Source organism: Hypericibacter terrae (assembly GCF_008728855.1).
Lineage (GTDB): Bacteria > Pseudomonadota > Alphaproteobacteria > Dongiales > Dongiaceae > Hypericibacter > Hypericibacter terrae.
The window spans coordinates 4,391,600-4,413,400 of sequence record NZ_CP042906.1 but is presented as its reverse complement, the minus strand read 5'-3'; the positions used below and the strand labels follow the sequence as shown (position 1 = coordinate 4,413,400).

Below are 21,801 nucleotides of genomic sequence, written 5' to 3'. Positions count from 1 at the left end.
AGGCCTGGCTAGGTGGCGAGGGCCCCGGTGGGGGCGGCGGTATGCTGCTTCAGCACCGCATCCGAGCTCGACGAAATCTCGCTGAGGCTCACCTCGTAGCCCCACAGATCGGCCAGATGGCGCAGGACGGGCTGGATGTCGTCTTCGGCGAGCAGGACATTGTCATAGACCCGATGCTGCAGCATCAGGCGGCGGTCGCCGTCGAGGTCGACATCGACGATCTCGATCTCGGGCTCCTTCTGGGCGGTGTCGAACTGGCGCGCGAGCGCGCTGCGGACCGTCTGGTAGCCGCGTTCGTTATGGATCGCCTTCACCACCAGATCCGAGACACCGTCGTCGACCACGGCGAAAAGCTTCATCTTGCGGATCAAAGCGGGGCTCAGATATTGCCGGATGAAGCTCTCGTCGCGGTAATTGGCCCAGCCTTCCTTGAGCGTTTCCCAGGGATCGCCATTGCCGGCGAACTGCGGGAACCAGGTCCGGTCCTCGTCGGTGGGAGTCAGGCAGATGCGCTTGATGTCCTGCATCATGCCGAAGCCCAGCGCATAGGGGTTGATGCCGCTATAGCGCCGGTCGTCGAAATCCGGCTGCAGCACGACATTGGTGTGCGAGCTCAGGAACTCGACCATGGCGCCGTCGCCCAGCTGGCCCTTCTCATGAAGCCGGGTCATGGTCTCGTAATGCACCATGGTGGCGCATCCCTCGTTCATGACCTTGGTCTGCTTCTGCGGATAGAAATACTGCGCGATATGGCGGACGATGCGCAGGATCTCGCGCTGCCAGGGCTTCAGCAGCGGCGCCTTCTTCTCCAGGAAATAGAGGACGTTCTCCTCGGGCAGGCCTAGCAGTTCGCGGCGCTCGGCCTCCGTGGTCCGGCGCTTGTCGCGCGCCCCGTTCTGGGGAACCGTGCGCCAGAGGTCGTTGTAGGACCGCTCCAGCTCCGCGAGGCGGTCCTGGACGCGCTTCTCCTCGTCGCCCAGCCCGCCGATCTTGCGGCGGGGATAGCGGTGGACGCCCTGGGTCATGAGCGCATGGGCGGCGTCGAGCACGCGCTCGACCGCGACCTCGCCATAGCGCGCCTCGCAGCGCGAGATATAGCCCTTGGCGAACTCCATATAGTCGAGGATGCCCTCCGCATCGGTCCATTGCTGGAACAGATGGTTGTTCTTGAAGAAATGGTTGTGGCCGAAGGCGGCGTGGGCGATCACCAGCGACTGCATGGTCATGGAGTTCTCCTCCATGAGATAGCTGATGCAGGGGTTGGCGTTGATGACGATCTCATAAGCGAGATTGCGCAGGCCCCGGCGATAGAGCGTCTCGTCGCGGGCGAAATGCTTGCCGAAGGACCAGTGCAGATACATCAGCGGCATGCCGATCGAGGAATAGACGTCGAGCATCTGCTCGGCCGTGATGACCTCGATCTGGTTGGGATAGACGTCGAGCTTGAATTCGCCCAGCGCGATCTCGCTGATCTGACCGTAGGTATGGCGCAGGGAATCGAAATCCCAGTCGAAACGGGTGCGCGACTCGCTCTTCTCGCCTTCGAGCAGGACGCTCTCGGAACTCATGACGCCGCCTTTCTGACCGGCTGGTCGCGGGCGAACAGCTCGCGGAACACCGGGAAGATCTGATTGCGCTTGTTCACCTTGCGCATCGCGATGGGGTGCCCGGCGCGGTCGAGGCGTTCATAGGTCCGCCACACCTCGCTGCCGAGGTTGAAGCCGTCCTCCTCGTCGCCGACCTCGAGGTAGGCGAAGTACTGGCAGAGCGGCAGGATCCTCTTCTCCAGGAGCGCCGCGCTCTTGGCGTTATCGCTCGAGAGATTGTCGCCGTCCGAGGCCTGGGCGGCATAGATGTTCCACTGGTCGCGCGGATAGCGCTCCTGCAGCACCCGCAGCATCTCCTCCAGCACGGTCGAGACGACGGTGCCGCCGGTCTCGCGGCTGTTGAAGAAGGTCTCCTCGTCCACCTCGCGGGCCACATGGGTGTGGCGGATGAACACGATCTCGACATTGCGGTAGCGGCGCGACAGGAAGAGATAGAGCAGCTTGTAGAAGCGCTTCGCCAGATCCTTCATATGCTCGGTCATGGAGCCCGAGACGTCCATCAGGCAGAACATGACGGCGCTGGCGACCGGCTGGGGCACCATCTCGAAGCGGTTGTAGCGGACATCCACCGGATCGATGAAGGGCACGCGCTTGGCGCGCCGGCGCTGCTGGTCGAGCTCGAGCTCCAGTTCGCGGCGGCGATCGAGGGTCTCGTCGCTGTCGGCCAGCAGGTCGAGCTCGGTTTCCAGGGCCGCGATCTCGGCGGGCCGGGGGCGCTTGAGCGCGATGCGGCGCGACAGGCTGTTGCGCATGGTGCGCACGAGATTGAGGTTGGTGGCGGCACCCGAGACCGAGTAGCCGGCGCGGCGCGGCAGGAAGCTCTCGGCCTTCTTCAGCTGCTTGCGCAGGAGATCGGGCAGCTCTAGATCCTCGAGGAAGAGATCGAGGAACTCGTCTTGGGTGAGGACGAACTGGAAGGCATCCTCGCCCTCGCCATCCGCCGAGGCCTCGCGGCCGCGGCCGCCCTGGCCGCCCTGGGGCCGCGGGATGCGGTCGCCCTCGACATATTCGTGATTGCCCGGCACGACATGGGTGTGCTCGCCCGACTTGCCGGAATGATAGAGCTGCGGCTCGTCGATCCCGTCGCGGCGGATCTTGATCTTGCCGCCGCCATTGAGATCGGCGACGGAACTCTTGCCGGTGGCTTCGCGGACCGCATCGGCGATCTGCTGACGCGCCCGGCGGATGAAACGCTGGCGGTTCGCGAGGCTCTTGCCTCGGGGATTGAGCCGCCTGTCGATGATGTCCATGGGCCTGCCTGCCGGTCACCCGGCTTGTTTGACGCGCATATACCACTCGACGAGGCGCCGCACCTGGCGTTCCGTGTAGCCGCGCGTCATCATGCGCTGCACGAACTCGGTGTGCTTTTTCGCGGTCTCGTTTTCCTTCTTGCTGCCGAAGCTGATCACCGGCAGCAGGTCCTCGACCTGGCTGAACATGCGCCGCTCGATGACCTCCCGCAGCTTCTCGTAGGAGGTCCAGGACGGGTTCTTGCCGCCGTTGGAGGCCCGCGCGCGCAGCGCGAACTTCACCACCTCGTTGCGGAAATCCTTCGGGTTGGCGATGCCGGCCGGCTTCTCGATCTTGGTCAGCTCCTGGTTCAGGAGGTCGCGGTCTAGCATCTGGCCGGTGTCGGGATCCTTGAAGTCCTGATGCTCGATCCAGGCGTCGGCATAGTCGACATAGCGGTCGAACAGGTTCTGGCCGTAGTCGCTGTAGGATTCGAGGTAGGCCTTCTGGATCTCGTTGCCGATGAACTCCGCATAGCGCGGGGCCAGCTCGGCCTTGATGAATTCGAGATAGCGCTTCTCGACGTCGTCGGCGAACTGCTCGCGCTTGATCGCCTGCTCGAGCATGTACATGAGATGGACCGGATCGGCGCCGACCTCGGTGTTGTCGTAGTTGAAGGTCGCCGACAGGACCTTGAAGCCGAAGCGGGTCGAGATCCCGTCCATGCCTTCGTCCACGCCGGCCGCGTCGCGATATTCCTGCATCGACTTGGCGTGCGGGTCGGTCTCCTTGAGGCTCTCGCCGTCATAGACGCGCATCTTGGAATAGAGATTGGAATTCTCGTGGACGCGCAGGCGCGAGAGGACCGAGAAGCGGGCCAGCATCTCCATGGTCGCCGGCGCGCAGGGCGCCTCCGCCAGCTCGCTGGTGCGGATAAGCTTCTGATAGATCTTCTGCTCTTCCGTGACGCGCAGGCAGTAGGGGACCTTGATCACGCAGACGCGGTCGATGAAGGCCTCGTTGTTCTTGTTGTTCTTGAAGGTCTGCCACTCGGCCTCGTTCGAATGGGCCAGGATCACGCCCTGGAAGGGAATGGCGCCGATATTCTCGGTGCCGACATAGTTGCCCTCCTGAGTCGCCGTCAGCAGCGGATGCAGGATCTTGATCGGTGCCTTGAACATCTCGACGAATTCGAGCAGGCCCTGGGTGGTGCGGTTGAGCCCGCCCGAATAGGCATAGGCGTCGGTGTCGTTCTGGCTGTGCAGCTCGAGCATCCGGATGTCGACCTTGCCGACCAGGCTCGAAATGTCCTGGTTGTTCTCGTCGCCGGGCTCGGTCTTGGCGATGCCGATCTGCCGCAGCCGCGACGGATAGACCTTGGCGACGGTGAACTTCTGGATGTCGCCCTTGAACTCGTCCAGGCGCTTGACCGCCCAGGGCGAGAGCAGGCCGGTCAGGCGCCGGCGCGGAATGTTGAACTGTTCCTCGAGGGTCGGCCCCATCTGCTCCGGGTCGAACAGGCCGAGCGGGCTTTCCAGGACCGGGCTCAGCTGGCTGCCGGCCTTGAGCACATAGATCGGCATGCGCTCCATCAGCAGCTTCAGCCGTTCGGCCAGCGAGGACTTGCCGCCGCCGACGGGCCCCAGGAGATAGAGGATCTGCTTGCGCTCTTCGAGGCCTTGGGCTGCGAAGCGGAAGAAGTTCACGATCCGCTCGATCGTCTCTTCCATGCCGTAGAACTCGGCGAAGGCGGGATAGGTCTTGATGGTCCGGTTCATGAAGATGCGGCCGAGGCGGGCATCTTTCGCGGTGTCGATCACCTCCGGCTCGCCGATGGCGGCGACCATGCGTTCCGCGGCGGTCGCGTGCGCGGTCGGATCGGCACGGCACAGCTCGAGATAATCGAGCAACGGCATGTCGTGCTCGCGGCGGCTTTCATAATTCTGCAAGGAACGCGAAAAGATGTTTTCGACAACGCCCATCGGATTCTCCTCAGATCACCGGTCTAAAGGCCGCTCTGCAGGCTGGCCAAGTGGCGAAGGGCTGTGCCGTTTGCCGCGTCTGGGTGATCGATGGGTCTTGTTGGCCGCGATGGCCGCCCGCGCTACGTCGCCGTGCGCTTTCATCGGTCTCGAGTGCGTCACTCGTGCACCGTGGAGCAATCTCGTCGGGGTCACGCCGATCTGAGGCATGAAACCTTGGCTCCCTATCCGGCTCGCCCTTCGTTCGGGTCAATCCCGTCAGTGCCTCCGGATGTGGTTAATGTTCCGCGATAGTGGTTAACAAAACCCCTTAACGCGTCCGCCTATTGCATCGTTCCGGAGTGTCGGCGGCCCGGCCTGAGGCGGCCCGCGGCACACCCGGCTAACTGAGACGGCCATGGATTCATCCGCTCGAATCAGAGATGTGAGCGTAAATCCTAATAACCCATATAAAGAAGAAGGGGTGTCGCCCGAGTCGGTCAAGCCGCAAATCGAAATATTTTTATTGCCGCGGAACCGGTTGCGAGCAACGCACCGGTCCAGGCCGCGATATGGCAGCCGCTGCGACGCATTCAAAAGCCGATGCTCTGCCATTGACATCGTCGAGTATGCCGGCATCTCTTCGCCGGCCTTTCTTCCGCCGAGGCGGAAATACCGGGCCTCTCATTGTCAACACGGCGTCATGCCCCGAATCCTGCGCGACGAAATCCATCGCCCGTCACAGGTGAGCATCTGGAGCGGAGAACTTCCGAATTAGAGAACGAATATGCGGCATTAGGGAATGAACATGCGCAAACGCTCCGGCGCAATCGCCGCCGCCGCGAAGCGGCTCGGCGTTGCCGAAGCGCGGGATCGTCCGCTCGACGACGTCCCTCGAAGATCCGTCGCCTCTTCCTCCCGCCGCGCCGCCGTCGGACCCGCAAAACCTCGAGCCCGTTGACTCGCCCGGCTGCCAAGTTTAACGTTACACTAAATCGACCTGAAGCGACGCCGGCAGGAGGATGGTTCTGCCCGGCTCGCCCAGAGGTCGGGAAAAAACACAAATCCAGAGGAGGGCTGCCGATGTCGAAACTCAACGAAACGAAGCTCAACGGTTCGGTCTCGCGGCGCATGTTCGTGGCGGGCGCTGCGGCCGTGGCGGCCGTTGCCGCCGCCGGCAGGCCGGCCCTGTCGGCCGACCTGCTCGCCGAGATCAAGAAGCGCGGCTACATGCGCGTCGGTGCCTTCAGCATCCCGCCGGAGAGCTGGATCGATATCGGTTCGGGCGAATGGATGGGGATCGATGCCGATTTCACCAAGGCGATCGGCAAGTCGCTCGGCGTCGAGGTCGATCCGGTCATCCTGACCCATTCGGCCCTGGCACCGGCGCTGCAGTCGGGCCGCGTCGACACGATCGTCGGGCTCTATCGCACCGAAGAGCGCAAGAAGGTCATGGCCTATAACGAACTGCCGATCTGGTACGGCGTCGACGTGCTGATCGCCAGGAAGGACGATGCCTCGATCAAGTCCTTCGCCGACATGAAAGGCAAGGTGCTGGGCACCGTTCGCGGCTCGGCGCAGGAACAGGAAGCGACCAAGCTCCAGGAGAAGTTCGGCGCGGGCGAGATTCGCAAATACGAGTCGGCCGACCCGATGCTGATGGATCTGAAGGCCGGCCGCGTCGATGCGGCGATCTGGTGGGGCTTCACCTTCGATTACGCGGTGATCCAGAATCCGAGCTACGACCTCAAGGTGGTCGAATACATGCCGCCGGAATATCTCGGCAGCGACATGCTGCCCGGCACCTTCTTCGTCTTCGCCCAGGAAGGCACCGACTCGCTGATCAAGGCCTTCGATACCGAGATCAAGCGGCTGGTCGATGCCGGCGAGGGCAAGACCATCATGGCGAAATACGGACTGACGAGCCCGGCCTATCTGACCGGAAAGATGTAATCTCGCTTCAGCAACGAGACCGCTCGTGACGGGGGTGTGGCGGTCGCAAGCCGCCACCCCTCTTTTTTTGACGCTGCCCGGCTGGCCGCCTTTGCGATGACCGACTTCTTCACCTTCGCCCTGACCTATCTGCCCTATGTCGCGAAGGGCATCATCATCACGGCCGAGCTGACGGCGCTGTCGCTGCTGGGCAGCCTGGTGCTGGGCCTGCTGGGGGCCCTCGCCAAGGGAGCGAGGCAGCGTCCCTTGCGCTGGCTCGGCAATATCTATGTCGAGGTCATCCGCGGCACGCCCGCGCTGCTGCAGATCTTCCTGATCTATTTCGGGCTCGCCTCCTATGGCGTGCGGCTCGATCCCTTCAGCGCCGCGGTGATCACGCTTTCGATCCTCGGCGGCGCCTATGTCACCGAGATCATCCGCGCCGGCATCGAGGCGGTCGATCGCGGCCAGGTCGAAGCCGCGACCAGCCTCGGCATGTCGCCGCTGCAGATCATGCGCCGGATCGTCCTGCCGCAGGCCTCGGTCATGATGCTGCCGCCCTTCACGAACTACCTGATCTCGCTGATCAAGGACACCTCGCTGGCGCTCACCATCTCGGTGCCGGAAATCATGTACCGGTCCTATGACGTGGCGAGCCAGACCTTCCGCAGCATGGATATCTATCTGGTGGCCGGCATGATCTATCTCGCCATCTGCATTCCCTTGTCCCGGCTCGCGCGCCGGCTCGAGCTCCGGCGTCCGCCGCGATGAGCGATGTCCTGGTCCTCGAAGGCCTGGTCAAGCGCTTCGGCACCCATACGGTGCTGGACGGCGTCGATCTCGCGGTGAGGGAAGGCGAGACGGTCGCCATCATCGGTCCTTCGGGGTCGGGCAAATCGACTCTGTTGCGCTGCGTGAACCGGCTCGAAGAACCGTCGGGCGGTCGCGTCCTCTTCCAGGGCGAACCTGTGGTGCCGGGCCCGAAGCTGCGGGCCATGCGGGCGCGGATGGGCATGGTGTTCCAGCACTTCAATCTCTTCACCCATATGTCGGTGCTGGCGAACGTGATCGAGGCGCCGGTGCAGGTGCTGAAGCTGTCCCGAACCGAGGCGGAGGCCCGCGGCCGAGATCTCCTGGCGCGGGTGGGTCTCGCCGACAAGAGCCAGGCCTTCCCCTCGCAGCTCTCGGGCGGCCAGAAGCAGCGCGTGGCGATCGCGCGCTCGCTGGCCATGGAGCCGAAATTGCTGCTGCTGGACGAGATCACCTCGGCGCTCGATCCCGAGCTGGTGGGCGAGGTGCTGCAGGTGATCCGCGCGCTGGCGAAGCAGGGCATGACCATGCTGATCGTGACCCACGAGATGGGTTTCGCCCGCGAGGTCGCCGACCGGGTCGTCTTCATGGATGGCGGCCGGATCGTCGAGGAAGGGCTGCCGGACGCGCTGTTCGCCCGGCCCAGAAGCGACCGGCTGCAGCTGTTCCTGCGGGCGGTCCTGGACCGGACCCCGCTCGAGGCGGCCAAAGGCTAGAGGCTCTTGCCCCGCGGGCCCCCGCTGAAACGCCGGGCCCCCGCAGCGCGGGTCCGCGTGACCCGCTATGATCGGGCCTCGACTCCGAAAGGACTCCCGCAACCCCGGCTTCGGCCGCCCCGGATGACAGCACGAAAATCCCCGAAATCGCCCGGCGTGAAACGTGGTCCGTCCAGATCCCCGTCTGGAGAAACGGGCGTGGCGAAGGCGGGTCCGCCGCGCCCGGGGGCCGCAAAGCCGGCCGGGGGCCGCGCCACCTTGCGCGACGTGGCGGAGGCTTCCGGCGTCTCGCCCATGACCGTGTCCAATCTGATGAATGGCCGCGTCGGTTCGATGCGGCCCGAGACCCGTCTGCGCATCGAGGCCCAGATCGAGAAGCTGGGCTATCGGCCCCATACGATGGCGCGCAGCCTGAGGCTGTCGAAGCGGCTTTCGATCGGCATGGTGATCGTGGACGATATGCCGAACTACCTGGCCGATCCCTTCATCACCCATGTCGTGTCGGGTCTCGGCAACCATCTCAACGCCAACGGTTACGGGCTGCTGTTGCAAGGGCATTCGGCGGCCGCCTTCAAGGGCTCGCCGATGGTCCGCGATATCCGGACCGATGCGATCTGCGTGATGCTCTCCGGCAGCGACGCGATCCGGCGCGGCGTGGTGGAGACGCTGCTGGGCCTGGGACAGCCGATCGTTCTGTTCCAGGAGATCCTGAAGTTTCCCGCGGTCGACCTTTGCAGCATCCGGCAGGATGACCGGGGCGGCGGTCGGATGCTGGGGCAGGTGGCGCTCGACGGCGGCGCCAAGCGCCTCGCGATGCTGGTGCCGGAGCTGTACTGGCCGGCGATCGGGGAGCGAATCAAAGGCATCCGCGAGGCGATCCGGCAGCAGAAGAATGGCGCCGAGCTTCGTATCGTCACTTGCGGCGATGGCGAGTTCCGCGGCACCCAGGCGGCGCTGGCACAGGATCTCGACACGCATGGGCTGCCCGACGCCATCCTGGCCGGCAACGACCAGATGGGCATCAGCGCCATGAAACTGCTGGCGGCGCGCGGGATCAGGATTCCGGAACAGGTGATCCTCACCGGCTTCAACGCCTTCGAGTTCTGGCAATATACCGACCCGGTGCTGACGACCGTTCGTTCGCCGGCCTATGAGATCGGCGCGCGCGGAGGGTCCGAGATCCTCAAGCGCCTGGCCGACGGCAGCTTCACGCAGACCGACATCGTCTATCCGGTGGCGCTGCAGCGCGGCGGCTCGACCTGATGGCGCGGTTCCGTTCGGCCCTTCTGAACGGGTGCGCGGGAGCGATGGACAGGCCCGCGGCGAAGCGTTAGTTTAACGTTACACAAACCGGCTTTCCCCAGTCCACTTTCCGCCCGTCATGCGAGATCCGAAGGCTTCCCCATGAAAACCAGATCCGGCTTCTTCGGCAATTACCCGATGGTCTATGCGCTGTTCGACGCGAACGGCAACCTGTCCCGAAGCGCGATGCGCAAGCAGGTCGCGTCCCTGCTGGCGCACAAGGTCCATGGCGTCGCGGTGCTCGGGCTCGCGACCGAGGTCAACAAGCTGTCGCTGGCCGAACGCCACACGGTCATGGAATGGGTGGCCGAGGACATCGGCGGCCGGGTGCCGCTGGCGGTCACGGTGGCCGAGGTCACGGCGGCGGGCCAGAGCGATTTCGTCAAGGCCGCCGCCGGCCTCGGCGCGAAGTGGGTGATCCTGCAGCCGCCGCCGGTCAAGGGCGTGCCCGAGATCGAGCTCATCCGCTTCTTCGGGGCCGTGGCGGAGAAATCCTCCCTGCCGCTCGGAATCCAGAACGCACCGGAATATCTCGGCATCGGTTTGAGCCATGGCGGCATCAAGGCGCTGAACAAGGCGCATCCCAATCTCTCGATCGTCAAGCTCGAGGCGACGGCGCTCTCGATCGCCGAGCTGATGCAGGAGGTCGATGGCGCGATGGATGTGTTCAACGGCCGGGCCGGCGTCGAGATGGTCGATTCGATGCGGGCCGGCGCCGTGGGATTCATTCCGGGCGCGGAGACCTTCGACGTCACGACGCGGATCTTCGATCTGATGGCGAGCGGCAAGCCGGACTCGATGGCGGAGGCGGAGCGGCTTTACCAGAGCGTGCTGCCGCTGCTGGTCTTCCTGATGGAATCGATGGGGACCTTCCTGATCTATGGCAAGCAGGTGCTGGGCCACCGCCTCGGCATCGCCGAGACGGCGCCGCGGGCGCCCTCCGGGGCGGCGACGCGCTTCGGCCTCGAGACGGCGCGCCGCTATGCCGAGATGCTGGGCAAGCTCTGACGCGCGACCACGCCGATCGCCGGGATCATGGCGGCAAGGGGGCCGCAGCCGTCCCCCGATCCTTTCGCTTATTTAATGGAAATCCACGGCCGAATTGATCGCCGGCCGGGCCCGATGTCATAAATCGCGTCGGCTCACGGCGCTAAGACGGCGTGCGTGCCCCGTCGGCCGTCGGCGGGTCGCGGCGATCGCAATGATTCGGGCCGGGCGCCGGAGCAGGGGAGCGAAATCATGACCATCGGGGGTTGGCGTATCGGGACCGGCCTGACGTTCGGTGCCGGCATTCTCGTCATGACAATGGCGGGCCTCGGCGCGGGTCCTTCAAGCGCGGCCGCACCGGCAACCGCAACGCCGATCAAGCATGTCATCGTGCTCTATCAGGAGAATGTTTCCTTCGATCACTACTTCGCCACCTACCCGAAGGCGCTCAATCTGCCGGGCGAGCCGGCCTTTCGTGCGAAGCCGGAGACGCCCAGCGTCAACGGCCTGACCGAAGCGCTGCTGACCAATAATCCCAATGCGGCCAACCCGGCGCGCCTGTCGCCGCAGCAGGCCGTCACCTGCGACATGGATCACGAATATACCGCCGAGCAACTCGCCTTCGACGGCGGCCTCATGGACAAGTTCGTCGAGCACACCTCCTCGGACGGGAAGAATTGCGATCCCAGCGGCGTGATGGGCTATTTCGACGGCAACACGGTGACCGCGATCTGGAACTATGCGCAACGTTTCGCGCTCAACGACAATTCCTTCGGCACCAACTTCGGCCCATCCTCGCCCGGTGCGATCAATCTCGTTGCCGGCACGACCCACGGCGCGCTGCTCGCCGATCTCAAGATCGAGGACGAGGTCTTGACGGTGCAGGGCACGATGATCGGCGATCCCGATCCGCAGTTGGACGATTGCTCGAATCCGAAGGCCGGGCTGGTCGGCATGACGGGGCGCAATATCGGCGATCTCCTGAACGGGAAGCATGTCAGCTGGGGCTGGTTTCAAGGCGGCTTCCGCCCGACCGGCAGCAGGGACGGCAAGGCGGTCTGCGGCGCCAAATCGACCAACATCGCCAATGCCGCCGTGACCGACTACAGCCCGCATCACGAGCCGTTCCAGTATTACGAAAGCACCTCGAACCCGCATCACCTGGCGCCAACGTCGATCGCGACGATCGGCGAGCAGGACCAGGCCAATCACCAGTACGATCTGGCGGATTTCTATGATGCGTTGAGCCACGGCCATCTGCCGGCGGTCAGCTTCGTCAAGGCCAAGAAATACCAGGACGGGCATGCCGGCTATTCCAATCCGCTCGACGAGCAGGCGCATCTGGTCGCGATCGTGAATGCGATCGAGAAGTCGCCCTATTGGAAAGACACGGCGATCATCATCGCCTACGACGATTCGGACGGCTGGTACGATCATGTGATGCCGCCGATCGTTCGCGGGTCGGCCATCGCCGACGTCGACGCCCTCAATGGGCCAGGGCGCTGCGGCAACGCCAAGCCCAACGACGATCCCGCGCGCTGCGGCTTCGGGCCGCGCCTGCCGCTGCTGGTGATATCGCCCTATGCGCGCGTCAACGCGGTCGATCACACGCTGACGGACCAGACCTCGATCCTGCGCTTCATCGAGGACAATTGGAGTCTTGGGCGGATCGGCGAACAGTCAGCCGACGCCTTCGCGGGTCCGCTCGACGGAATGTTCGACTTTCGCAAGCCCCACGCCCAGGCACTCATCCTCGATCCGAAGACCGGCCGCGCGGTGCCGTGAGAGACACCCGCCGCCGGGAGACCTGCGACGAGCCGAAGCTTCAGTTCTCGCCCGAGCATTCGAGGCTCCGCAGGTGGCTGCGCCAGATCGCCGAGTTCGCCATCGCCGGACCCGACGAGGGCGCCCGCAATCGCCGCCAAATTTAATAGACGGCCGCATACATCACCGCCTCCGAGGTCGCCTCCGCGGGCGAAAGCTCCTCCACGATCCGGCCCAGCCTCGAAACCAGAATACGGTCGGACAATCTCAGGATTTCCGGCAGGTAGGACGATATGACGATCACGGCGAGCCCTTCATCGGCAAGCTCGCCGATCAACTGATGAATCTCGGCGATGGCGCCGACATCTACGCCGCGCGTCGGTTCGTCGAAAATGACCAGCTTGGGCTTCTGGACCAGCCCCTTCGCGATGACTACCTTCTGCTGGTTGCCGCCGGAGAGTTCGACGACCCGCGCGTCGCTGTTCAACGTCCTGATGTTGAGCTTCTCCGTCCAGCTTGCGGCGAGCGCGCGCATCTCGCTCATGCTCAGCGCGATTCCATGCGACTCGCGGCTCGAAATCCGCCCGATATAGATGTTCTCCGCGACCGACATCGTCTCGAAGTACCCGTCACCCTTGCGATCCTCGGTGACATAGACGACGCCGTCGCCGACCGCCTGGCGCGGCGTCCGGTAGCGCACGGAACGTCCGTCGAAATGCACCTCGCCGCCATGGAAGAAATCCCGCTTGGCGACGCCTGCGACGATCCGGGCCGTTTCCGTGCGGCCCGAGCCCACGAGGCCGAAAATGCCGGTGACCTGCCCCGCAAAGATCGAGAAGGAGCAGTTTCGCACGACGTTCTGCATGGAGAGGTTTTGTACGCTCAGCACCCTTTCCCCGGGACGGCGCATCGCGCGGGGATCGGTCACCTGGCCATAGAGCTCGTCGGTCAGCGACCGGCCGACCATGTGACGGATGATCGTCTCGCGGGAAAGCGTGTTGGCGTCGGCGGTGACGATGTGGGCGCCGTCCCTGAGGATGGTGATCCGGTCGGAGATCTCGAGCGCTTCCTCCAGCGCGTGGCTGATGAAGATGACCGAGACCTGCTCCTTGCGCAGCCGGTCGATCAAGGCGAAGAGGTGATGCTTCTCCTCGGGCGTCAGAGTCGCGGTCGGCTCGTCGAATATGATGATCTTCGCCTGGAGACGGACGGCGCGCGCGATTTCGACCATCTGCCGCTTGGCCGTGCCGAGCGACTGAAGGATTGCCGCCGGATCGACGGGAAAGTTCAGCGACTGAAGAAGCTGCTGCGCCTCGATATAGGTTCCCCGCAGGCGGTTATAGAACTTCTCGTCACCGAGATAGAGATTCTGGGCGACGGTCAGGGAGGGGACGAGGCTGGTCTCCTGATAGACCATCGCGATCCTGTGTCGGCGTGCATCCGTCGGACCGGCGATATGGATATGCTCGCCGTTGATGCGGATTTCGCCTCGGGTCGGGGTGACCGCGCCCGACAGGATCTTGACCAGCGTCGACTTGCCGGCCCCGTTCTCGCCCAGGAGGGCATGCACCTCGCCGCGCCGCAGGTCGAAGTCGATGTTCTTCAGCGCGGCGACGCCGCGATAATCCTTGGCGATGCCTTTCATCTCCAGGAGCGGCGGAACGCTCATGATGCCAATCCCTCATAGGCGCAGGAGGCGACGACACCGTCGCCCTTGGCCGAGAACAAGAGCTGGCCGCCAACGGCCACGCAGCTGGTGACGCCGTGCCGCCTTCCATTCGCCCGGCTGTGAAGGCTGGCGATCGGCCGGTAGGCGCGATCGAGAAGCGCCACCAGGCCGTAGGATTGGCTGGGCGACCAGGGCTTCAGCAGTCCGAGCTGCCTCATGCCGCCCTGTTGCATCGGCTCCTTGGGCGACCGGCCGGCGCGAAGGCTCGGCGCCACCCAAAGATCGGCGTCGATTTCGTTGATCATGCGCCGACGATAATGGTCCTCGCTCAGCACGAATTCGACGATCTGACTCCGCGGCGCAAACAGGGAGAGCCAGATCCCATCGTCGGCTCCCCGCGCCAGGCGGCTGGGATAGGCGGGAAGGTGTTCCAGTATCTGCTCGCCTTTGCCGGCTGCGCCGGGCGAAATTCGCGTCAACGCGCTGCGCCAGCTTTCCGAGACGACGATCGAGCCGGGCTCCACAAGGAGGCCATAGGGGTAAGCCAGGCTTCCGCCGAGTTGTTGGCGATTACTCCGGGCGGGCTCGATCCGCCACACGGACCCGGTGGCATTCTTCTCCATCAGGTCGCGTTTCCACGCCGCCGGCCCGTTCGACGCCGACCCGTTGGCGACAAACAGAGAACCGTCGGGCGCGGGCGCGAGCGCGGTGATGCACCTTGCTTCGGGACCGATCTCGATCGTCTTTCGGTGATGCCGGCCCCCGACGAAGGCGATCCTGCCGTCGCTCAGGCCGACCGCAGCACCGCCATCCGGCAATCCGGCCAAGGCGCTGATCTCGGCATCGAAGAACGCGACCGGGCTTCCGCCGGGCTTGTCGACGCTGAACAGCAAATGCCCTGACGAGACGACGACGCCATGCGACGTGACGGCCAGACAGTCGGGCGCCGGCAGCTCCACAACCGTCGACGCCGAATCGAGAAGATCGTTGGGCCGGAAGGCGCCATCCATCGGCGGCGTTGTGATGGACGCTTCGCCACGGCCGAGCCACCGGTCCAAGGGTTTCCTGAGCGGATTCATGGACGCTTTGCCCAATAGGATGCCGGGCCGGTCCATTCCGGATCGGCGTCCGGGATCTCGATCCGCCCGACCCGGTTGTTGGTCACGCCACCGATATAAAGATAGCCGCGATGCTCCCGCATCGAGGTGATCGTCGGATGGTTCTCGCCGGCCGAATCCCATAGCGATTCGAGAACGCGCCCCGCGGCGTCGAAGCGCACCACGCAGCCGACATTGACGTTGGGAAACAGCCATTCGACGCTGGCGACGCGCCGTGCCATGCGTCGCCGGAAGGCCGGCATCGTCATCGCCAGATCGTAGGATGGCGTTCGCGTGCCGGCGAGCGCCACCCAGTAGGTTCCGCGCGAGCCTCGATTGATGTTGTCGGGGTATCCGGGAAGCCCGTCGAGCACGATCTCGGTCGTGTCCTGTTTGGGCCCCTCGAGCCAATAGCGGCTGATCCTGCAGCCCCATGTCTCGGCGAACAGCACCGATTTGTTGTCGTGCGCGACGCACATCCCGTTCGCGAAGAGAAGGCCGCGCTTGATGGTCCGCGTGGTGTCCGTCGCGGGATCGTAACGGATGAGCCGCCCGTTGCCGCGTCCTTCCAGGGCGTCGGCAACCCATTCTTCGATCCCGTAGCGGATCGTGGCCTCGCTGAAGTAGATCTTTCCGTCGGGTGCAATATCGAGATCGTCGGCAAGCCGCATGCGGGAATCATCGATGACCGACAGACGCGACCGGTTCGTCTCCGCGGTCAGTTTCCGGGTATTGCGCCCCTTGTCCACGCGGTAGAGGCCCATGCCGGCGATGCATACGACGAGGCTTTCGTCCTTGTCGATGGCCATGCCGAGAGGCCGGCCACCCACATGCGCATAGACCTCGCGTCGCCTGTAGTCGGGCGCCAGGAAGCGAACGATATCGCCCTGACGCGCGCTGCAATAGATGTTGCCGTCCGCATCGAGAATGACGTCCTCGGGCCCGTCGACCTCGCCGAGGCCGATGACCTCGACGTCACGAAGCCGGTCGTTCATGGCGTAAGGCGAAGCCGAGTTCGGGTCGATCTCGGGGTCGGGGGGCAGGGCCAGATAGGCCGGCGACATGTAGACCTTCGACTGGAGCTTATGCCGCCATTTGCTCCAGCGTACGTTGATGCTGATCGCCAGCAGCAACACGATGCCGACCGCCATCTGCGACGAGCCGTTCCCGAGCCCGAGCCTGACAAGCCCATTGGTCAGGAGCGATACGATGATCGCTCCCATCAGCGCTTTGGCGACCGAGCCGTGCCCGCCGCCGATGCTGTTGCCTCCGAGGAGCGCCGCCGTCACGGCAGCGAGCTCGAGACCGAGTCCGGTGTCGGGGCCGGCGCCGGAGAGCCTCGACGCATAGAGCGCCCCCGCACAACCGGTGAGCAATCCGGACACGACATAGGTCAGACACACCGTGAATCGCACCGGGATGCCCGCGTTGTAGGCCGAGCGGCGCGATCCGCCGACCGCCATGACGCGCCAGCCGATGCGGAGCCTGCTGATGACGATATGCGCCGACGCCGCCACGACGATCAGCACCACGACGCTGAAAGGCAGGCCAAGAACCGATCCCGTGCCTATGAAGTCCCAGAGATCGGACTCGACGAAGCTCGAGGCGATCTGCACCTGGTACATCTGAAGCAGGAGGGTGACCACCGCGCGCACGAGCGTCAGCATGACGAGCGTGGTCAAGAACGCTCGAAGCCGGAGATAGCCGATCAGCAGGCCGTTGATCAGGCCGACAAGGGCTCCCACACCCATCGTGCCGGCGACGACCGCTTCTGGCGGCCACCCAGCCAGGTTGAACAATATCAGCGCCGTGATGTTCGCGAGAGCGAAGGTCGAGCCGACACTGAGATCGATGCCACCGCCCAGCATGACGATCGTCATGCCGATGACGATCAATCCGAATTCGCCGATCTGGCGCGAGGTGTCGGACAGGTTCCCGAACGAGACGAAATTGGGAATCGTCGCCACGAAATAGGACAGGATCGCGACGAGAAGGAGGACGGGAATCGTATTGTCCATCCACCTCTTGCCGAGCACCTCGCCGACCATGTGATCGGGAAAATATCGATAGCGCAGCCTGGTGATCAAATCGGCGATCATCTCGATGCGTTCCCGTAGCAAAAAGAAGGCGCTGAGCCGACTCCGCAGCTCAGCGCCTTACGAAACATGTCCGTGGAGCCGTCAATTCTTCTTGATGCTCGCGGCGCTCCAGCAGAGACCGGGATGGAGGGTCTCCTTCGTGATTCTTACCGAGGGCGTGTAGATGACGAATTTATTCTTTCCGGCCGGCTCCCCGGACTGCAGAACCGTCTGGACCATGACGGCCAGAGCGTGACCCTGATCCAGGACCGGATAAGCGATCTCCTCGTCGAACACGCCCTTTTCCACGTTGTCGCAAGCCATTTGCTCGCCGCCGCCCGACGTGACCAGGGCGATCTTCTTTCCGGATTCCTTGATCGCCGCGGCCGCGCCCAGATCCATCACGTCCCAGAATCCGACCACGCCGCACAGATCCGGGTTCTGCTGAATGACCGTGGCTATGATCGTGCGCGCCTTGGTGGCGTCCCAATCCGCACCCTGGTTGGCGACGACCTTGATCTCGGGATGCTTGGACAGGATGTTCTCGGCACCCTTCATCATGCCGCTGTCGGATCCCGAGGTCGGCTGGCCTTGCAGGATGGCGATCTTCTGGCTCGTTCCGGCGCCGCACCTGTCGATGACTGCCTGGGTTTCCGCCTCGCCGATGCCGATCCAGTCCGCACCGACATAGGCGTCCGAGTTGTAGTTCGATCGCATGTTGACCTGGATGACGTGGATGCCGGCCTCTTCGGCACGCTTGAGCAGCTTCGCGTAGGATTGGATGTCCGGATTATGGACGATGAGAACGTCCGGTTTCTCCGAAATCAAGGCGGTGATGGCCTGGGCCCCGGCGTCCGCGCTGAAATGAGGGTCGCGGATCACGAACTTCATCCCGAGGTCGTCGGCCTGGGCCTGCAGGACCGACGCCCATCCGTCGGTCAGGTCGATGCCCATGGTGACCGGCACGAAGGCGACCGTCTTCCCTTCGAAGGTCTTGAAGTAGTCGGCCCGCCTTGGGTCGTCGATGCCGGCGGCGATCGACAGATCCGCAATTCCCAGTACCGACAAGATCGCCGCAACCGCGGTCAGAGTATTCTTGATTTTCATGCTTCGTCCTCCCTTGTGAGCCGGCGCATTTTCATATGTCGCCTTGTTGTGCAGTCTGTTCATCACGTGGATTGACCAGGCTGTCGATTACGATCGCGATGAGCAGCACGAGACTTCTGATCACGTCCTGCAACGTGTATTGGATATCCATGATGGTCATCCCGTTGAGCAGGATGCCGATCAGCAGAGTGCCGACGACGACGTTGCGGACGCCGCCGCGCCCTCCTGAAAGGCCGATGCCGCCGAGGACGACGACCAGGATGACGTCGTAGATCATCGAGGAATTCGCGATATTGGTGTTCATGCTGGCAACGGCCGTCGCCGTGATCATGCCGGCCAGATAAGCGATCGTCGCCGAGATCGCATATTGCAGGACGATCATGGGCCGCACCGGCGCACCCGACATGCGCGCCGCGGCGAAATTGTCGCCCATCGCATAGACGAACCGCCCCGGCTTGGTGAAGTGCAGGAACGCAAACCCAAGCAAGGAGACGAAGGCGAAGAAGAGAATCGGAACCGGCACGCCGAACATGAAACCGTTGCCGATCCAGGCAATCCCGGACGCCGCCTCGGGCATATAGACCACATAGAGCGGCACGAGGGCGTATCGGGCGAAGCCATAGACGAACGAAGCCATGCCCAGGGTGGCGAAGAGAGCGGGAACTTCGACGTAAGCGATGAGCACACCGTTGATAACGCCGGCCGAGAGCGCGAACAGATACCCGATGAGCATGGCAAGCGCGATCGGGATGCCGCCATTGGCGAGATGGAGCGTCCACCCGGCCGACATCGCGTAGATCGCGACGATCGCCAGGTCGATCCCGCGACCGATGATGAGAATCGCCATCCCGACGCCGAGGATGCCCAGCGTGGAGACGCCGCGCACGAGCGTCAGCAGATTGCCGGCACTGGTAAATCCGTTGAGAAACAGGGAAAAGGCGCAAAACAGGACGATCGCGATCAGGAGTACGATCTTCTCTTGATTCAAGGAGACGCGTCCTGTTCGTCCGAGCATGGATTTTCCGCCTCGCGAGTCTGTGTCGCGACCGTCCGTCAGCCGGCTAAGCCTTTTCACTTATTGCCGAATCGTATCAGGCCGATGACATGACGGCTTGCATGACAGCGCACGGCGCTTGCTCGGGAGCGCAATGATCGCAGTTGGAGTCAGCGGCATGCGGCCTTACTGAGCAGGACACTCGATTTCCGCAACTGCGAACGACGAACAGCACGCACCCGGCTGCGGAAATGGAAGGAATCCGGCAATCCGGCCGGATTCGTACCCATCGGGAAACGGAATGACTGGGAACTTCCGATTTCCCAGACAGAGCGTTTCGTATGACTGGTGCAGCGGGGGCTGCATAGAGGGGTGTCTGCGAGACTCCCCTTCGGTCGGCGGCTATGCCGTGCCATCCGCGATGGGTGACGCCTTGCTCGAAGGGCCCGGCGGAAAAGCCGTCCCCCGTACGTCCGAGGGCCGCACACCGAATTCCGCGCGGAATAGATTGCTGAAATGAGAGGAGCTGCTGAAGCCCATCGAATAGGCGATTTCCGTGATCGACCGTGCCGCGTGTCGCGGCGAAGCCAGCAGGTCGTAGCTGTGCTGCAATCGTCGCAGCCGCAGCCACTCGGTGACCGACATGTTCGTCGGACGGAAAAGCTGGTGGAGGTAGCGCAACGAGATGCCGTTCTGAGCCGCGATTCTTCTCAAGGTCAGGTCGGGATCGCTCAAATGGGCTTCGATGTAGCTCTTCACCGACCGCAGGCGGGCGAGCTTCAGATTGAATTCGTCCGCAGGCTGCCGGTCGGGTTCCGCGCTCATGGCGAGGGCGAGGATGTCCATCAACTGCTCGCCGAGCCTTTCCCGCGTTTGCGGATCGAGACTGGCCGTTTCGGAGATCAACGCGCCGCAAAATTCGACGGCGATCCGACCAAGACCACGGCTTGAATTGAGATGCGCGGTGAGCGGCGGATGCCCCGAATCGAAGCGATCAGCGAAGACCTGGCGCGGGATCTCGATCCAGAAGCAATGCATCGTGTCGTCGCATCGTATCTCGTACGGCTCGCTCGCATAATAAAGCGCGCCGCGGCCAGGATGCAGGGTCAGCAATGAACCGGCTTGCCGGATTTGCCCGATGCCGCGCTGCACCAAGCCCATGTAATAGCAATCCTTCTCGATGCGCGCGATATGGCGCTTGTGACGCTGCACAATCTGAGGCGAGCCAAGTGTGTCAGTAAGCGTTATCCCGCCAAGTCGCGTCTCACGGACAAAGCCGTCATAGTCCGTTTGCGGCTTGATCGCGCAATCCACCCGCAAATAGATCTCGCAGATCGCGTCCTGCCAGGCTTCGCGGCGCTTCGCCACGGGCAGAGTCTTGCTGTCGAAAATGGTCTGCATGGCCACCTCCCCAAAGCGCCATTCAGGCAATCCCTTGGCGCTTCGGCGCCTTCATTCCAATTCCGGATGATTCCGCTGTAGGGACAAGGTGCGGGATGCTTCGCTCGTTGCGCCGCTGCCCGCATTTTAACCGCTCGGGTTCTCACTCTGCCCATTATTTGAGCCCAATGAGCCGGTTAAAGCAACGGGGCGGGGTGCGAAACCCCCAGGGGAGAAGCAGCGCCTTGCGCAGGATTGGCTGGCCGCGGTGAGAACCAAGTCCTCGAGAGGGAGCGGATCCGCTTCGTCCTCGATCTCGATCGGGTTCGGAGGCCGGCCGGCAATGTCGGGATATTGGGGCCTGGGGTGACGAGCTCGCGGCGAGCCATCTCACCGTCACCGAGCCCGCATCGACCCGCCCCTCGGAGCTTAAGCCGGGGGCCGCGCCTAATTGGCGGGCGCGGCCGCCGGCAGCGCGTGCAGCGAGAAGGCGTGGCGCAGGATATGCTGCTGGATATCGCTCAGATGGCGGTACATCGCCGTCTGGGCGCGTTCGCCGTCGCGCGCCGCGATGGCGGCCACGATCTCCATGTGGAAATCCGCATGGACGGCCTGGCGCTTGTAGCAATGGGCGTTCTCGCCGATGCGGCGCCAGGCTTCGTCGCGCCGCGAGGCGCCGACGGCGTCGAACACGGCGAGGAAGAGCGCATTGCGCGAGGCTTCGACGATGGCGCGATGGAAGGCCTGGTCGGCCTGCTCGTAGCTCTCCGCGCCCGCGGCGGCCCGGGTCTCGGCCGCCAGCCGCTGCAGCTTCTTGATGTCGCATTGCGAGGCGCGCAGCGCCGCCAGCCGCGCGATCACCGGCTCGGTCGCCAGGCGCAGCTCGATCACTTCCTGCGGATTGGTATGTTCGAGGATGTTGTCGAGCACCTCGCTGCCCGCGGTCGCGGAGGCGAAGGGTGAAGCCTGAACGAAGGTGCCCCGCCCCTGCTGGCGCGAGATGCGGCCTTCGCTCTCGAGAATGTCGAGAGCGCGGCGCAAGGAGCGGCGGCCCACGCCGAGCTCGCTCGCCAGCACCCGTTCGGGCGGAATGCGCCCGTCCTCGCCGATACCCCCGTCGGAAATCAGTTGGCGCAGTCTGGCTGCGGTCTGCTCATAGGCTTCCAT

Annotated in this window: 16 protein-coding genes; 6 read left to right on the top strand and 10 right to left on the bottom strand. The window is 63.9% G+C overall.

Features of this window, described 5'->3' with window-relative positions; all coding sequences use genetic code 11:
- Positions 1-8 precede the first annotated feature (8 nt).
- The 3 genes from FRZ44_RS20275 to FRZ44_RS20265 are packed head-to-tail and all read right to left on the bottom strand — an operon-like array spanning position 9 to position 4,819.
- Positions 9-1,568 (bottom strand): SpoVR family protein, encoded by a 1,560-nt coding sequence (locus FRZ44_RS20275; RefSeq protein ID WP_151178888.1) that lies wholly within the window; start codon positions 1,566-1,568, stop codon positions 9-11.
- Positions 1,565-2,857 (bottom strand): YeaH/YhbH family protein, encoded by a 1,293-nt coding sequence (locus tag FRZ44_RS20270; RefSeq protein ID WP_151178887.1) that lies wholly within the window; start codon positions 2,855-2,857, stop codon positions 1,565-1,567. The genes FRZ44_RS20275 and FRZ44_RS20270 overlap by 4 nt, the downstream gene beginning before the upstream one ends.
- A gap of 15 nt (positions 2,858-2,872) precedes the next feature.
- Positions 2,873-4,819, bottom strand: a complete 1,947-nt coding sequence (locus FRZ44_RS20265) for a PrkA family serine protein kinase (RefSeq protein WP_151178886.1) — start codon at positions 4,817-4,819, stop codon at positions 2,873-2,875.
- Positions 4,820-5,881: 1,062 nt separating this feature from the next.
- On the opposite strand from FRZ44_RS20265, the gene FRZ44_RS20260 reads away from it, so the two are divergent.
- The 6 genes from FRZ44_RS20260 (at position 5,882) to FRZ44_RS20235 (ending at position 12,330) form a co-directional block, all read left to right on the top strand.
- Positions 5,882-6,751 (top strand): substrate-binding periplasmic protein, encoded by an 870-nt coding sequence (locus FRZ44_RS20260; RefSeq protein ID WP_151178885.1) that lies wholly within the window; start codon positions 5,882-5,884, stop codon positions 6,749-6,751.
- Positions 6,752-6,847: 96 nt separating this feature from the next.
- Positions 6,848-7,501, top strand: coding sequence for an amino acid ABC transporter permease (locus FRZ44_RS20255; protein ID WP_151178884.1), 654 nt, complete (start codon positions 6,848-6,850; stop codon positions 7,499-7,501).
- Positions 7,498-8,256, top strand: a complete 759-nt coding sequence (locus FRZ44_RS20250) for an amino acid ABC transporter ATP-binding protein (protein WP_151178883.1) — start codon at positions 7,498-7,500, stop codon at positions 8,254-8,256. Before FRZ44_RS20255 ends, FRZ44_RS20250 begins: the two co-directional genes overlap by 4 nt.
- Before the next feature lie 198 nt (positions 8,257-8,454).
- Entirely contained in the window at positions 8,455-9,519 is a 1,065-nt protein-coding gene (locus tag FRZ44_RS20245; RefSeq protein ID WP_191908209.1) for a LacI family DNA-binding transcriptional regulator, read from the top strand.
- Positions 9,520-9,660: 141 nt separating this feature from the next.
- Positions 9,661-10,566: a dihydrodipicolinate synthase family protein gene (locus FRZ44_RS20240; protein WP_151178881.1), complete on the top strand. Its 906-nt coding sequence runs from the start codon at positions 9,661-9,663 to the stop codon at positions 10,564-10,566.
- A 231-nt stretch (positions 10,567-10,797) separates the two neighbouring features.
- Positions 10,798-12,330 carry a phospholipase C gene (locus FRZ44_RS20235; protein WP_151178880.1) on the top strand — a complete coding sequence of 511 codons (1,533 nt, stop codon included), beginning with the start codon at positions 10,798-10,800 and terminating at the stop codon, positions 12,328-12,330.
- Between the two features lie 142 nt (positions 12,331-12,472).
- Here FRZ44_RS20235 and FRZ44_RS20230 read toward each other — a convergent pair whose 3' ends face one another.
- The 7 genes from FRZ44_RS20230 to FRZ44_RS20200 all read right to left on the bottom strand — a co-directional run bounded on the left by FRZ44_RS20230 (position 12,473) and on the right by FRZ44_RS20200 (position 21,801).
- A complete protein-coding gene (locus FRZ44_RS20230; RefSeq protein WP_151178879.1) occupies positions 12,473-13,978 on the bottom strand; it encodes a sugar ABC transporter ATP-binding protein in 1,506 nt (501 codons plus the stop codon).
- Positions 13,975-15,057 (bottom strand): NHL repeat-containing protein, encoded by a 1,083-nt coding sequence (locus tag FRZ44_RS20225; RefSeq protein ID WP_151178878.1) that lies wholly within the window; start codon positions 15,055-15,057, stop codon positions 13,975-13,977. The genes FRZ44_RS20230 and FRZ44_RS20225 overlap by 4 nt, the downstream gene beginning before the upstream one ends.
- A complete protein-coding gene (locus FRZ44_RS20220) occupies positions 15,054-17,174 on the bottom strand; it encodes an ABC transporter permease (protein ID WP_151178877.1) in 2,121 nt (706 codons plus the stop codon). The genes FRZ44_RS20225 and FRZ44_RS20220 overlap by 4 nt, the downstream gene beginning before the upstream one ends.
- Before the next feature lie 81 nt (positions 17,175-17,255).
- Positions 17,256-18,260, bottom strand: coding sequence for a sugar ABC transporter substrate-binding protein (locus tag FRZ44_RS20215; RefSeq protein ID WP_151178876.1), 1,005 nt, complete (start codon positions 18,258-18,260; stop codon positions 17,256-17,258).
- A 31-nt stretch (positions 18,261-18,291) separates the two neighbouring features.
- Positions 18,292-19,248, bottom strand: coding sequence for an ABC transporter permease (locus tag FRZ44_RS20210; RefSeq protein ID WP_225308363.1), 957 nt, complete (start codon positions 19,246-19,248; stop codon positions 18,292-18,294).
- A gap of 408 nt (positions 19,249-19,656) precedes the next feature.
- Positions 19,657-20,655, bottom strand: a complete 999-nt coding sequence (locus tag FRZ44_RS20205) for a helix-turn-helix domain-containing protein (protein ID WP_151178874.1) — start codon at positions 20,653-20,655, stop codon at positions 19,657-19,659.
- A 426-nt stretch (positions 20,656-21,081) separates the two neighbouring features.
- The gene (locus tag FRZ44_RS20200; RefSeq protein WP_151178873.1) at positions 21,082-21,801 is read right to left on the bottom strand and encodes a FadR/GntR family transcriptional regulator; all 720 of its coding nucleotides are present in this window, start codon (positions 21,799-21,801) and stop codon (positions 21,082-21,084) included.

Excerpts from the sequence above, each read along its gene's own strand:
- FRZ44_RS20275 (WP_151178888.1), bottom strand. The coding sequence starts at position 1,568 with ATGAGTTCCGAGAGCGTCCTGCTCGAAGGCGAGAAGAGCGAGTCGCGC.
- FRZ44_RS20270 (WP_151178887.1), bottom strand. The coding sequence starts at position 2,857 with ATGGACATCATCGACAGGCGGCTCAATCCCCGAGGCAAGAGCCTCGCG.
- FRZ44_RS20265 (WP_151178886.1), bottom strand. The coding sequence starts at position 4,819 with ATGGGCGTTGTCGAAAACATCTTTTCGCGTTCCTTGCAGAATTATGAA.
- FRZ44_RS20260 (WP_151178885.1), top strand. The coding sequence starts at position 5,882 with ATGTCGAAACTCAACGAAACGAAGCTCAACGGTTCGGTCTCGCGGCGC.
- FRZ44_RS20255 (WP_151178884.1), top strand. The coding sequence starts at position 6,848 with ATGACCGACTTCTTCACCTTCGCCCTGACCTATCTGCCCTATGTCGCG.
- FRZ44_RS20250 (WP_151178883.1), top strand. The coding sequence starts at position 7,498 with ATGAGCGATGTCCTGGTCCTCGAAGGCCTGGTCAAGCGCTTCGGCACC.
- FRZ44_RS20240 (WP_151178881.1), top strand. The coding sequence starts at position 9,661 with ATGAAAACCAGATCCGGCTTCTTCGGCAATTACCCGATGGTCTATGCG.
- FRZ44_RS20235 (WP_151178880.1), top strand. The coding sequence starts at position 10,798 with ATGACCATCGGGGGTTGGCGTATCGGGACCGGCCTGACGTTCGGTGCC.
- FRZ44_RS20230 (WP_151178879.1), bottom strand. The coding sequence starts at position 13,978 with ATGAGCGTTCCGCCGCTCCTGGAGATGAAAGGCATCGCCAAGGATTAT.
- FRZ44_RS20225 (WP_151178878.1), bottom strand. The coding sequence starts at position 15,057 with ATGAATCCGCTCAGGAAACCCTTGGACCGGTGGCTCGGCCGTGGCGAA.
- FRZ44_RS20220 (WP_151178877.1), bottom strand. The coding sequence starts at position 17,174 with ATGATCGCCGATTTGATCACCAGGCTGCGCTATCGATATTTTCCCGAT.
- FRZ44_RS20215 (WP_151178876.1), bottom strand. The coding sequence starts at position 18,260 with ATGAAAATCAAGAATACTCTGACCGCGGTTGCGGCGATCTTGTCGGTA.
- FRZ44_RS20205 (WP_151178874.1), bottom strand. The coding sequence starts at position 20,655 with ATGCAGACCATTTTCGACAGCAAGACTCTGCCCGTGGCGAAGCGCCGC.
- FRZ44_RS20200 (WP_151178873.1), bottom strand. The coding sequence starts at position 21,801 with ATGGAAGCCTATGAGCAGACCGCAGCCAGACTGCGCCAACTGATTTCC.